This window comes from Desulfobacula phenolica (assembly GCF_900105645.1).
Classification (GTDB): domain Bacteria; phylum Desulfobacterota; class Desulfobacteria; order Desulfobacterales; family Desulfobacteraceae; genus Desulfobacula; species Desulfobacula toluolica.
In genome coordinates this window covers 98,059-112,160 of sequence record NZ_FNLL01000007.1, presented here as the reverse complement: position 1 = coordinate 112,160, position 14,102 = coordinate 98,059, and the positions used below count along the sequence as shown (strand labels likewise).

Sequence of the window (14,102 nt, the reverse complement as noted above, 5' to 3'; positions counted from 1 at the left end):
CTCCTTTAAAGTTTTGTCACATTGACCATAAAGGCCTTGGTTTCCGGAATCCTGGTGTTTGGATCCCCGGCCGGAGGCGTCAGAAGGTTAGCGCTTTCTTCCGTCCCTGTGGACGGCCATCGCCAGCCATAATGCCAGGGAATTCCCACCTGGTGTACAGTCGAATATCCGATTTTAAAGGGTCTGAATCTCTTGGTCACCATGGCTGTACACTCAACGCTTGCCCTGGCACTTGAGACCTTTACCCTCTCCCCGTTTTTAATTCCCCGAAGCTTGGCCAGTTCTTCACTCATTTCCACAAACATATTTGGCTGCAGTTCCATGAGCCACTCCTGGGGCCGGGTCATGAGCCCTGTCTGCCAATGTTCTGAAACCCGGTAGGTGGTGCCAACGAACGGAAATCTTGGGTCACAGGTGGCATGAGTATCCGCCTTTGTGCTGTAAACCGCTGCCGTGGGGCTGACCATTCTGGAACTGAAATAATTTTTTTCCACCGGGCATTCAAGGGGTTCGTAATGTTCGGGAAAAGGACCGTCAGCCCTTCCAGGGCCAAAGATCTGTCCATGACCATGTTTTTGCATGATAAAAGGCAGTTTGGAATCAGAGCGTTTGGAGCCGTCCGGGTTTTCAAGGGGATACCAGCCGCCGTCAGGCACATCTCCAATCCATTTTTGGGAAACATATTTGCCGCCTTTTTCATCGCCGGCAAATTTAATGACCCAGTTTTTTTCGTCCCAGGGACGTCCCTTGGGATCAACCGAGGCCCTGTTGTAGATGATTCTCCTGTTCACCGGCCAGCACCATGCAAATTCGGGATAAAGTCCGATATTGTTGGGTGCGTCCTTTTGGCTTTTTCTGGCGGACATATTTCCTTTTTCCGTATATGAGTTGCAATACAGCCAGTTGCCTGAAGATGTTGATCCGTCTGCCTGTAGAAAGGCAAAGCTGGGGACCAGGGTGCCTTTTTTGAATTTTTTGCCTTTAATGGTCGTGTCTTTTATAAAATACCCGTTGATTTGTTTGGCTGCTTTATGGGGATCATAAACGCCGTTGGTGTCATAATCCCATTTTAAATTCACGATGGGTTCTTCAAATACACCGCCTGATTTTTTGTATGCATTTTTGATGCGATGACCCAGTTCAACAATGATATCTCCGTCAGGACGGCTGTCACCAAGAGGCTTGGGGCCTTGATACCGCCATTGCATCCAGCGGCCGGAATTGGTGATGCTTCCTTCTTTTTCAACGGAAACCGCTGCCGGAAGCATGAATACTTCTGTTTTGATTTTAGAAGGAGTTGTACCCGGGCCGTTCCAGAAAGAACCTGTCTCGTTATCAAACAGATTGACATTGACCATCCAGTCCAGATTTTCCATGGCTTTCCTGATTTTTGAGGCATTTGAGCCTGAACATGCAGGGTTCTGGCCCCAGGCAAAAAAACCTTTGATCTCTTCTTTATACATGGCATCAAACAGATCAAACCAGGAGTATACAGCACCGTCATCAACTTTGGGCAGCCAGTTGTAACCAAACTGGTTGGATTTTGTGGCGGCTTCTCCAAAGAATGATTTGAGAAGGCTCACCGAATACTTGGGATAATTGCTCCACCAGTTTGCGGACAAGGGATCATTGCTTTTGGGCGTCCATTTGTCATTGTAGGCCTCAAGGCTGTCATTGGAAGCCTGCGGGGTTTTAAGATACCCCGGCCAGATATGCCACAGCAGGCAGTGATCCGTAGATCCCTGAACATTGGATTCTCCCCTTAAGGCGTTTACACCTCCGCCTGCAACACCCATGTTGCCCAGCAGCAGCTGGATTATGGCCATGGTACGGATGTTCTGGGTCCCGACAGTATGCTGGGTCCATCCCATGGCATACATGATGGTTCCGGCTGTCCCGGTTTTTCCTGTTTGTGCATAGGTTTTGTAGACAGTTAAAAGATCTTCTTTTGAGGTTCCGGTAACTTTGGAGACCGTATCAATGTCATACCGGCTGTAGTGGGTTTTCAAAAGCTGGAACACACATCGCTTGTGACTCAGAGTTCGGTCCATTTTAGGAACCTTGTTGTTGTCCATTTCAAAAGCCCATTTGGATTTGTCGTAACTTCCCAGGGCAGGGCCTTGTTCATTCTTTGTATACCCTGAAAACAGCCCGTCTTTAAATCCGTAGGATTTTCCCACAATAAAGGGGGCATTGGTGTAGGCTGCCGTATATTCTTTGTTGTAAAGGTCGTTGTCTAAAATGTATTTGATCATGCCGCCCAGAAAGGCAATATCTGTCCCGGATCTTAAGGCGGTATAGATATCCGCCTTTGAAGATGTCCGTGTGAATCTCGGGTCAACATTGATCAGTTTTGCTCCGTTTTCCATGGCCTGGGTGACATATTTAAAAGCGACAGGGTGGTTTTCAGCAGCATTGCTGCCCATGATGAGAATACAGTCACTGTTTTTGATATCAATCCAGTGGTTTGTCATTGCACCGCGTCCGAACGACTCTGCCAGAGCCGCTACAGTTGCGCTATGTCAGATCCTGGCCTGGTGTTCGATATAGACAAGGCCCAATGATCGCATCAAGGCCTGATAGATCCAGCATTCCTCATTATCCATGGCTGCCGATCCTAAAGAAGCGATACGGGTTGTCCTGTTGACGGTCTGACCTTTTGCATTGGTTTTTTCAAAAGTCATATCCCTGGTTTGTTTGACCCTGTTGGCAATGGTGTTCAGGGCCCAGTCCCAGGAAACGGTCTGCCATTTGTTTGAGTAGGGTGCCCGGTACATGGGCTCGGTCAGGCGGTTTTCATTTTCCGTGAGTTGTTTCAAAGATGAGCCTTTGGAACACAAAGCCCCCCGGTTGATGACATGGTCAGGGTCACCTTCAATATTGATAACCCTGCCGTCCCCCCGTTTGCTGGTGTGGACAATGGCACCGCATCCCACTGCACAATAGCAGCAGATGGTTGTGCTTTCCTTGGCATACTGGGTTTTCAGCAGGCCGGCATGGGATTTGACCTGTGAAAGATCAAATCCCAGACCGCTGACGGCAACTCCGGCAGCAGTGGCTCCTGAAATTTTGATAAAGTCTCGTCTGTTGAGTTTCATCGAAAAAGCCTCCTTGAAAATTGTAGAATTAAGAATCTTTCCGTTATTGCATCAGTTTTTGAAAAATACCCGATTTTAAAAGATGAAATACCACGTCTGCTCTTGGCAGTTGAAATATCATATCTGCCCGAGGCAGTACTATTTTAATAGCACAGGGGGGTTACAAAAAGGTTACAATTCCGGCATATCCTGGTAAAATTTTTTTCGTCGCGATATGCGTTGGCACTTGATATCTTTTTAGATGAATTGTCTTGAGTTTTTTTAGCTTTTTATTTTTGTTCTAAAGCATTTCTCACGGAAAGGGCCAGATCAGACAGGACAACCGGTTTTTTTAAGAATTCTTTTATTCCGATTTCACGGGCTTTTTGTGCAGTGATGATTTCGCTGAACCCGGTGCAGATAATAATCGGGATCGCCGGTTTTATTTTTATTATTTCTTTAGACAGCATATCGCCTGTGATTCCCGGCATGGTCATGTCTGTAATAACCAGATCAAAGGTGTCAGATTGGGTTTTAAATAAGTCTATGGCTTTTGCTGAGTTGCTTTCCGTCACGACATGGTATCCCAGCCGCTGAAGCATTGTTTTTTCTATTTTTAAAACAGGGGGTTCATCATCAATCAAAAGAACACGTTCCGTCCCTTTGGGTAAATCTCTGGGTATTGGTTTAACAATTGTTTCTTCTGTTTCTTCAATTACAGGCAGATAAATTTTAAAACAGGTTCCTTTTTCCGGTATACTGTCAACCATAATTTCGCCTTTATACTGTTTTATGATTCCATGAACAACGGATAATCCAAGTCCAGTTCCTTTGTCGACACCTTTGGTTGTAAAATAGGGGTCAAAAATTTTATCCATAATTTCTTCTTTTATCCCTGAACCGGTATCTTCAATACTCAAACAGATATAATCACCCGGTAAAAAATCAGCAGTCGGGATTGTGTCGTATTTAAATTTTACCGGCTTCAATGATATAAATAAGGTGCCGCCGCATGACTGCATGGCATGATAAGCGTTTGTAATCAGATTCATGGTGAGTTGATGGATCTGGGTCGGATCTGCCAGAATTTTTTTGCAGGTATCGTCAATATCCATCTCAATATTTATGGTTGAAGGGAATATGTTACTTGTCAGTTTTATCACCTCCTTTAAAATTAATTGCACTTTTAAGGGGGTAATCTCCTGATTCATTTGATGGCTGAAGGTCAGGATCTGTTTTACAAGATCCCTGGCCCGAAGCGATGCTGTCATGATTTCGTCGGTTAATTCCTGTAAAGGGCTTTCTTTGGGAATATCTTCTTTTAATATTTCCGCAAAACCGATCAAAGGGAAAAGGATATTATTAAAATCATGGGCAATACCTCCTGCCAAAGTACCAATTGCCTCCATTTTTTGAGCGTGTTGAAGTTTTGTCTCCAAAATGGCTTTTTCTTCCAGCATCTTTTTTTGTTCGGTAAGGTCTTTGACAATACTTATCCATCCGGTTCTTTTGCCTGAATCGTTTTTTATTTCCAGAACCGTATGTTCTGTGGGAAAGATCGTTCCGTCTTTTTTCTTCATACAATAGTCATGGAGTTGAAAAACGCCTGTTTTGTTTGTCTCGGAATATAATTGATGTTCAAAATTTTTAAAATAAGATTCGTTTACATGAAATTTGCCGGCGGGTTTGTTGATAATTTCTTTTTTCGTATACCCGAAAAGTTCAGTTGCAGCTTTGTTACAATCAACAGCAATCCTAAGCATTCCCGCAGTAAATACAAATATGGCATCAATTTGACTGTTAAATACTTTTTTAAAAAGTTCATTTGATTCCCATAGTTTTTTTTGCGCTGTTTTGCGATCCGTGATATCCCTGAAAATACCTAAGATCAGGTTCTTTTTTCGATCAATAACGCTTCCGCTGACCTCAATATCAATAATGGTCCCATCCTTTTTTAGATATTTGGACTCAAATTTTGTTTTGCCTTGATCAATTACATTTTTCATCTGTTTGTCGGATATGTCCCATTCAGATGAAGGATGAATGTTTTTGATCTGCATATGACAAAATTCTTTTTCAGAGTATCCCAGAACCTCCTGTATCTTTGAATTGCCCCGCATTATGTTGCCGTTAAAATCAAACAGAATAATCCCGTCATTTGATCCTTCAAAAAGTTTTCTGTAATGATTTTCACTTTCTATCAATGCCTGGTCTGCAGACATTAATCCTGATCTCACAAAAACAAGATAAATCAGAAAAAATGAAATGATTTTAAAATAATGGCCCATCAGATTGAAAAAGTCATACACACTGATATAAAATGTAAATGACAATTCAGCACAAACGGTTAAAATCAATGATCCGGTAAAAAGCACATATATATCAGGAGCAAAATTTTTTTTCTTTTTATAAAGCAAGCCTGATGTGCAGATGAGGATGATGCAGATAATGTATTCAGTTGTCTTTTTAAATGGAGTAAGTCCGATACCTTCAATGTAGCAATCCGGAAAAATTTTCAACGAAAAAACAGCGGTCAGTATGACGATTGTGATCAGAAAGTAAATTCCTGCAATCAGTGGTATGTTTATTTTCTTTTTAAAGAAAAGTAAAAACAAGAGCAAACTGATGCTTTCCATAAGTCTTCCTGCAACCCAAAGCTGGGTTGCAGGGTTGGCTCCCCAGCTTTTATCGATGATTCCCATCCCTTGATAGGAAAGTGTGTGGAAAAGATCAATACTTCCAACAAACAGATAAGCGATTCCTAAAGATACCAAGGCCGTATTTTTAATGGTAAACCGTGAATACCAGATAAGCGTGAACATTCCAAGGATGACGGCGATTGAAAAAAGCTCGGCCAGAGTATGGAACAACAGATAATTTTTTGCACTGACAATATAAAGGCCAATGAAAAGCAAAATCCCCATTAAAAATTTGGTTTTATTATGCCGCACAGGTTTTGGTCTTTTTTAGAATGTTTTTGACTGTATAGGCCAAATCAGATAATAGGATCGGTTTTTTTAATAAAGCTTTGATACCCATTTTTTCTGCAGAATTTTGGTCTATTTTATCACTAAATCCGGTACACATGATAATGGGAATGTTTGGGTTTATATCAAGTATTTTTTGGGACAATTGCTTGCCTGTTAATCCCGGCATGGTCATATCAGTTATGATTACATCAAAATTATCAGGTTGTGATGAAAATAATGAGAGAGCTTCATAAGAATTTTTTTTTGAGATGACATGATATCCCAACCGTTCCAGCATTTGGGTTTCAATTTTGATAACAGGTGCCTCATCATCAACAAGTAAGATTCTTTCTTCTCCTTTTGGCAATGCCTGTTTAGGGAATTCTAAAGTATCAGTGCTTTCTTTTTGATAAACCGGCAAATAAATGTCAAATACAGTTCCTTTACCTGGTATGCTATTGACGATAATCTCTCCTTTTAATTTTTTCACAATACCGTGGACAACAGATAATCCAAGCCCTGTACCCTTGTTTAATCCTTTGGTCGTAAAGTAGGGGTCAAAAATTTTGTTTAAAATACTTTTATCCATACCCACACCGGTATCTTTAATGGTTAAGCAGACAAACCGTTTTGGAGAAATATTTCTGCCTGAAAGGGGGGAGGCAGTGAACGGCCTTTCTTTCAGGATTACAGACAAAATGCCTCCGGAATCCTGCATGGCATGAAAAGCGTTGGTTACAAGATTCATGATTAATTGGTGTACTTGTGTAGGGTCCGCTAAAACAGGTTTGCAATTGTTGTCAATGTCCTGTGTAATTGTTATTGTAGAAGGGATGATGGATTTTGAAAGCTTTGTGGCTTCTTTTAAAATAGTTTGAATTTTTGTCTGCGTTGTTACCTGGTCCATTTGACGGCTGAACGACAGAATCTGTTTTATCAGATCCTTTGCCCGGGAGGCAGCGTGCAGTATTTCATCCACTGATTCGTTAAGATTGCTTGAGGGGGGAATATCTTCTTTTAAGAGTTCTGCAAATCCGATTAATGGGAACAAGATATTGTTGAAATCATGGGCAATTCCACCTGCCAATGCACCAACTGCCTCCATTTTCTGGGCTTGTTGAAGTTGTTTCTCAAATTTTTCTTTTTCAAGCGCAGCTTTTTTTCTTTCCAAAATTTCTATTCGCAGTTGTTCATTTGTAATGACAAGTTCATTCACTCGTTGCTGAACGATCTCTTCAAGCTGTTTTTTTTCTTTGCGCAAAATGTCTTCAGCTTTTTTAATTCGAAGCATGGCTTTTACCTGGGCTGCCAGTTCCGCTTCATTGATCGGCTTGGTCAAAAAAGCATCAGCACCCAGTTCCAGGGCTTTGATCCTGTTCTCAGTGTTGGTTTTGACAGCGGTCAGCATCACAACGGGTATGTTGGCGGTTTTAGGTAAAATCTTTAATTTGCGGCACACCTCAAATCCATCCATTTCAGGCATGTGAATATCCAGAAGGATGGTATCCGGCTGGTCTGATATCGCTTTTCGTATTCCTTCTCTACCGGATGTTGCAGTGATAATTTCACAGTCGGAAATAAATAATCTCAGTAATGCTTTCACAGATATTAAATTATCCGGGTTATCATCTATAGCTAATACCTTGCTCATGCGATCTCCTTATTTGTTTTTGAAAGCCGTTTTTTGATTTTTTTCAGAAGTTGTTCCGGATCAATGGGTTTTGCAAGGTAATCATCGCAACCCGCCCGGATTATGTCTTCCTTATCTCCTTTCATGGCCTGGGCTGTCAGGGCAATAACCGGAATATGTTTTGTCTTTGCATTGTTTTTTAATTTCTTAACCACTGTTAACCCATTTATGTTTGGTAATGAAATATCCAATAAAATTAAATCAGGAATTAATTGCATTGCTTTGTTTAATCCCTGTTCGCCGTCAAAAGCCTCTTCTATTATGGTCTTTTCTCCACGAATGATAGCCTTGATGGTTGTCATATTATCAAGATTATCTTCCACCACAAGAATTACAGGCACATTCTGTGTCTTTTCTAAAGAACAGAATACATCATCTGTAAAATCGTCAGTTGTAAAATTTTCAGGGGTAAGTTCCTCTTTTGCAATTAAGGGCGCACAACTATCTTCAAACATAAGGTTTACTTTATGCAGAAGGTCTTCCCTGTCAACGTCCCCTTTTTGTACAAGTTGCTGAATATTATTGGAACTGAGCCGTTTTAAATCCTGTTTTGTCAAATCTTTTGCCGTTAAAATTAAAACAGGTATGTTTTTTGTCTTTTGGGTTCCCCTGATGCTCTCAAGAACCTTGAAACCGTCAATGTTCGGCATCATCAAATCCAGGATAATCCCGTCGGGAATCGTATTCGCCATATATTCAAGCGCCTGTTGCCCGCCTCGGGTTACATTTACAGTCAGTCCAATGGTTTCTAATGCTTTTTTAACCTGAATGATTGCGGCATCATTGTCCTCCACTAAAAGAATTTTATGGTGGTTTACATCTTTAGGTTGAGCTTTTATGTCATTGACCATGTGTATGTTTGGTCTTTGATTTTTATGTGTAAAGCTGCCTTGGCCTTGTATTTTAAAGGCTTTGTCTGCTTTGATACCTGTTTTTACAATTGGTGTGGCAGCAGATGGTTCTATGGAGTCCATGATATTTTTTGCTTCCGCATACTTGACTGGAAGGTTTATGGTAAAGGTTGAGCCCCGACCTTTTGCACTCTTTACACTGATACTGCCGCCTAACATTTTGGCGGCTTTGTTGGCAATGGCAAGCCCCAGTCCAGTACCTTCAAATTTTCGGGTTGAAGCGCCATCAACCTGACGGAACTCATCAAAAATATGTATGATATCTGCATCTGACATGCCGATTCCCGTATCTTTTACTTTTATACAGATATTATCATTATTCTTTTCGGCAGATATCATCACGCTGCCTTGCGCAGTAAATTTTATCCCATTTGCCACGATATTTTGCAATATTTGAAAGATTCTTGACTCATCACTTTCCATTTCAGGAAGATTTTCAGGCAGCTTTTTTAGTAATTTTAATTTTTTTTCCCTTGCAAGGGGTTCTACTCCTTCTATGATATTTTCAATAAGGTTTTTTATGGAAAAATGGTTCAAGCTGATGTCCATTTTCCCTGCCTCAATTTTGGAAAGGTCAAGGATATCATTAATAAGAGATAATAAATGTTTTCCGTTGCGTTCAATAATTTCAAGAAAATTGACTTCTTCCCTGGAAAGCTTTTCCTTTGCCTGCAAAATTAATACACGGGATAATGCATTGACCGAATTTAAAGGCGTCCTGAGTTCATGGCTCATATTGGATAAAAATTCACTTTTCAGGCGACTGGCTTCCTCCAACTGCTGCTGCTGCGCTTCTAATTCAAGGTTTTGCTCTCTGAGTTCTTCTGACTGTTGCCGGGATTCTTCATTCATGGCCTGCAATTCTTCGGTTTGTGCCTGCAATTCTTCAGCCTGTACCTGTAATTTTTCATTGGCATCCTGGGATATTTCCAAAAGACTTTTTATCTGCTCTTTCTGGGAGGCAGTATGCAAAACCACGGAAATGATTTTAGAAGCTGACATTAAAAATTCTTTTTTTATCCGGCTTATTTCTTCAAAGGATGCGATTTCAAGAACCCCGTGCAGAGTTTCTTCATAAAAAAGGGGTAGGACAAATATGCTTGAAGGCGTTTCGCACAATGTTCCGGATTGTCCCAGGGCATCCTGCCGGGTAATGTTTTTCAGCAGAATAGGTTTTTTTTCCAATGCCACCTGGCCGACAATGCCTTCCCCAAACTTAAATTTTTTGGAAAATTGTTTGGTTTCAACAAGTGCATAAGAAGATTTGAGTTCGCACACCGCCTTTTTTTTATCGAAAATATAAAGCGCCCCGGCGCAGGCATCCACATATCGGGCAGTATATTCTATGCTTTGGATCAATATCCGGTTATAGGTCAGCTCTCCTGACAGCTCACGGTTCAGGCTGTTGCGGCCTTCGCTATGCCAAAATTGGCCTTTGAGCCTTTCAACAAGCCCGTTAAAGTGTTTGGACATTTCCGTGATTTCATTGTTTCCTTTGATCGCAGCTTTTATAAGTTTTCCTGTTTCCGTGATTTTTATCATCGTATCTTTTAAGTCTGACAGGCTTGATACAATACTTGTAACGATAAAAAAGCTAATGGTCAAAACGATTAGAATCAGAATAAAAATAAAAAAAACCGCTTTTTTTAATATGGTATTTTCAATTTTTTGGGACTCTTTCATGAACGCTTCGGCATTGTTAAAGGCACAGAATGTAAGGTTTGACATTTTTCTTTCAAGACGGGCAACATAATCGGCTCCTTTTCCACGGGTTATCCTGTTGGCACCATTCGTATCTCCGGCAAAAACCATTTCTCCTACTTCTAATCTGATGGGTTTCCATCCTGCAAATAATTCTATGGTTTCTTCAACCAGTTTTTTTCCTTCCTGTCCCAGTATAAGTGATTTAATGGTAAAAAGTTCCTGAAACACTTTTTTTTCTTCTGTTTGTACGATGTGACTTGCCCGGGATATTTCCAGTGGGGTTGGAGCGGTTGACAGATCTTTCATGCTTCTGTGCATGCTTATGATTCCTGCCTTGGCCTTGAGTGCCGCATTTGAGACTTTAAGGGGGTGATTGTATAATGTTGATGTCAGTTGGCCCAATACCCTTATTTGGTGTATTGATACCATACCCGACACAATAAACAGAACGACCATCACGGCAGAGGCCAGGAGCATCCTGGCTTTAATGGTGAGATTGTTCAGTAGATTCATTATTGAGGCTCCTTTAATGCATTCTGAAATATCTTTTGTTTAGGAATATTTTAGATGAATATGACCATAATTATTCTCTTTGGAAAAATATTTTTTAAATTTGACAGGCAGTTTTTCCGCCTTGCCCAATACAAGGCAGCCTTTTTGCGAGAGGGATCGAATCAGCTTGTCAAAAATAATAGACTGACGTTTTGCCTTAAAATAGATCAGCAGGTTCCTGCACAGAACCAGGTCAAAGTTTCCAAACACACTTTCCGGTGGGACATATGTCTTGGGATCAATAACATTATAAAAAGAAAAATCGACCATTTTTTTTATTTTTGGACTCAAGATATAGGTGTCATCCTTAATGGTAAAATATTTGCATAATAGTCCATGCTTAATATCTTTAATCTGATCAAAATGATAGATGCCTTCCCGGGCTTTTTGTAATATTTTTTTATTAATATCAGTTGCAAAAATATTGATATCAAATTCATTTTTTTCTTTTTCCATGATTTCATTTATCAGAATTGCTATGGAATAAGGTTCTTCGCCCTCGGCACAGCCAGCAGACCAGACCCTGAGACAGGGGTCATTGGTTTTTATTTTTTCTGCAATCATGGCCGGCAGCATCTTTTTTGCAATCAGTTCAAAGGTCAGGGTATTACGGAAAAACCGGCTGACGTTTATGGTTAAAAGGTCTATCAGGGTAATTAATTCTTCAGGATGCGCTTCAACATACCTGATGTAGCTTTGAGCATCCATGATTTTTAAAAATGCAGTTCTGTTGTTTATTTTCCGTTCAAGTGAGGAATAGCGGTTTGCAGAAAAATCAAATCCGTGTGTCTTATTTAAATAACAAAGAATAGATTCAAATTCATGACGCATGGTATTGAATTTTCTCCATTGCCGTACCTGTACTGCTGTCGAAAATTTCCCTGATGCTTGTTAGCAGGTCGTCTTTTAATACAGGTTTCATAAGGATTTTATTCGGTTTAACATTAATCGTTCTGCCGTCTGCTATTTTTTTGCTGAATCCGGTACATAATATTACGGGAATGGCGGGCTGTATTTTTTTTAATTCCATGATAAGTTTTTCTCCTGTGAGATTCGGCATGGTCATATCCGTTATTACCATGTCATATTTTTCAGGAGAATTGCGAAATGCCTCAAGGGCCTCAATGCTGTTGCTGTAAGAACTGACCTGGTAACCAAAATAGCTCAGTATCTTTTTAAGCATGATAGTGATAGGGATTTCATCATCAACGACAAGAAGACGTTCATTGCCATTGAGTTTATGGCTTGGTTGAATATTGTGAACAATTTGATTTCTTGGGTTGTGAAGGCAGGGGAGGTAAACAAAAAAAGAGGTGCCGTTATCAGGGGAGCTTTGAACAATAATTTTCCCGTGATAATCTTTTACAATGCCGTGAATCACGGCAAGCCCTAAACCTGTTCCCTTGCCTTTTTCCTTGGTTGTAAAATAAGGTTCAAAAATTCTTTTTACTGTGATTTCATCCATCCCGATACCCGTGTCGGTTACTTCAAGGCAAATGTATGAACCAGGTGCAAGATCCGGTGAAGGAACCGTATTTTTTTCAAAATCAACTTCTCTGAGTTTAACCGTCAGCTCTCCGCCGTTTTCCTCCATTGCATGCAAAGCGTTGGTGATCAAGTTCATTACAATTTGATGAATCTGGGTCGGATCTGCCATGATCATACCCACATCATTTGGAATATCATTGGAAATTTTTATGCTGGCAGGCAGGGTTGACCTTGATAACTTTAAAAGTTCTTTTATGATTAACTGTACTCTGAGGGGTTGATATTCTTTGTCTGTCTGCCTGCTGAATGTTAAAATTTGCTGAACAAGTTCTTTTGCACGGCAGGCCCCGTTTAAAATTCCTTTGATTTGACTTTTTATGGGGTTGCCGTATGGCAGGTCTTGATCAATCATCTGGGCAAACCCAATGACTGGAAATAAGATATTATTAAAATCATGGGCAATGCCGCCTGCCAGCGTACCAATGGCCTCCATCTTTTGAGATTGCCTCAGCATTGATTCCATCTCCTGACGTTCGCTTTCAAGAATTGTTTTTTGTTCAAGCTCTTTTTTTATGTTTTTAAACAAATTTGCGTTATCAATTGCAATGGAGGCAAGTTCGGCAAAATGCTCCAGAATTAAGATGGTTTCAGACCCTATTTTTTTGCCGTTTACATGATGACTTAGCCCAATGGTTCCTTCGATATTTGATCCTGATGTTAAGGGGACTCCGATAATTGATGTGGCAAAATCAAACTGAGGATCAGACGTTTTTCCTATCCAGTTTTGATAATCGTTTAATAGTATGGATTCCCCGGTTTCCAACACTTTTCCGGAAAGACCTTCACCAGTCTTTAAGGTTTTGCCGATTAATCCTGCATACTTGCCGCAGCCAGACTTGATCTCCAGAATATTTTCCAAGGGGTGATAAATTTGTATGAACCCATCCGGTATTTGAGTTAAATCGGATGCTCTTTTAATAATAGAGTTTAAGAGTTTCGATAAATCCAGCCGGCTGAACATTCCAAGAGATGTATCATGAAGTACGGACAGATATTCATTTTTTTGTTTCAGTTCTTTTTCTATCTTTTTTGCATGAGCAATTTCTTTTTTCAGGAGTTGATTGGCCTTTTCTAATTCAGCAGTCCGTTCTTCAAGATGGTTTTTATACACCTTTAATTGATCTTCAGCTTGCTTTTGCTTTAAGACAATTTTTTTTAGTTCTGATTTTTGACAGGCCAATTCTGATAATTGATCTGTAATTAAAAACAAGGACTCGCTAACTTGTTCAAACTGCTCCAACGGCATTATGGTGACTTTTTCAAGTGCCTTTTTAAATTCTTCCTGATCAGCCCCAACTCGTTTCACACATGCCATTATTTTTGTTTTGTGTGTGTGATCATTCTTGATTTGATCAGTCAGCCATTTGGCAATATGGTTTTCATCGATATTGATACCTGTATCTGGATTCCATAGTCCGGTATTCAAGCAGTGCCGGATTGAAGGTTTTTTTTTGTGTGATTTTCCAAGCACGGCATCGGATTGAATACAATTTGATAATCCTTTAGGTCTGGTAAATGCATCCTGTATCTTTGAGATATCAAAAAGCTCCTCAAATGATGGAATAGATAACGTTTCAGTTAATTCATCAGTACGTTGCTTGATGTGCATATCCTTTCCTTTCATGGTCACAACCCGATAATTTATAATACC

Annotated in this window: 6 protein-coding genes; all 6 read right to left on the bottom strand. The window is 40.4% G+C overall.

All coding sequences use genetic code 11. The annotated features are described in order from the left end of the window. Positions 1-5: 5 nt before the first annotated feature. Positions 6-3,098 (bottom strand): formate dehydrogenase-N subunit alpha, encoded by a 3,093-nt coding sequence (gene fdnG, locus BLT94_RS12900; RefSeq protein WP_014958296.1) that lies wholly within the window; start codon positions 3,096-3,098, stop codon positions 6-8. 269 nt (positions 3,099-3,367) lie between these two features. Beyond that, the gene (locus tag BLT94_RS12895) at positions 3,368-5,992 is read right to left on the bottom strand and encodes an MASE3 domain-containing protein (protein WP_175530353.1); all 2,625 of its coding nucleotides are present in this window, start codon (positions 5,990-5,992) and stop codon (positions 3,368-3,370) included. Between the two features lie 25 nt (positions 5,993-6,017). After that, the gene (locus tag BLT94_RS12890) at positions 6,018-7,697 is read right to left on the bottom strand and encodes a response regulator (protein ID WP_092234792.1); all 1,680 of its coding nucleotides are present in this window, start codon (positions 7,695-7,697) and stop codon (positions 6,018-6,020) included. After that, positions 7,694-10,864 (bottom strand): response regulator, encoded by a 3,171-nt coding sequence (locus BLT94_RS12885; RefSeq protein WP_092234789.1) that lies wholly within the window; start codon positions 10,862-10,864, stop codon positions 7,694-7,696. The genes BLT94_RS12890 and BLT94_RS12885 overlap by 4 nt, the downstream gene beginning before the upstream one ends. 39 nt (positions 10,865-10,903) lie before the next feature. Beyond that, complete coding sequence (locus BLT94_RS12880; RefSeq protein ID WP_092234786.1) at positions 10,904-11,734, bottom strand: CheR family methyltransferase; 831 nt, start codon at positions 11,732-11,734, stop codon at positions 10,904-10,906. Beyond that, positions 11,724-14,060, bottom strand: a complete 2,337-nt coding sequence (locus tag BLT94_RS12875) for an ATP-binding protein (RefSeq protein WP_175530352.1) — start codon at positions 14,058-14,060, stop codon at positions 11,724-11,726. The genes BLT94_RS12880 and BLT94_RS12875 overlap by 11 nt, the downstream gene beginning before the upstream one ends. Between the last annotated feature and the right edge of the window lie 42 nt (positions 14,061-14,102).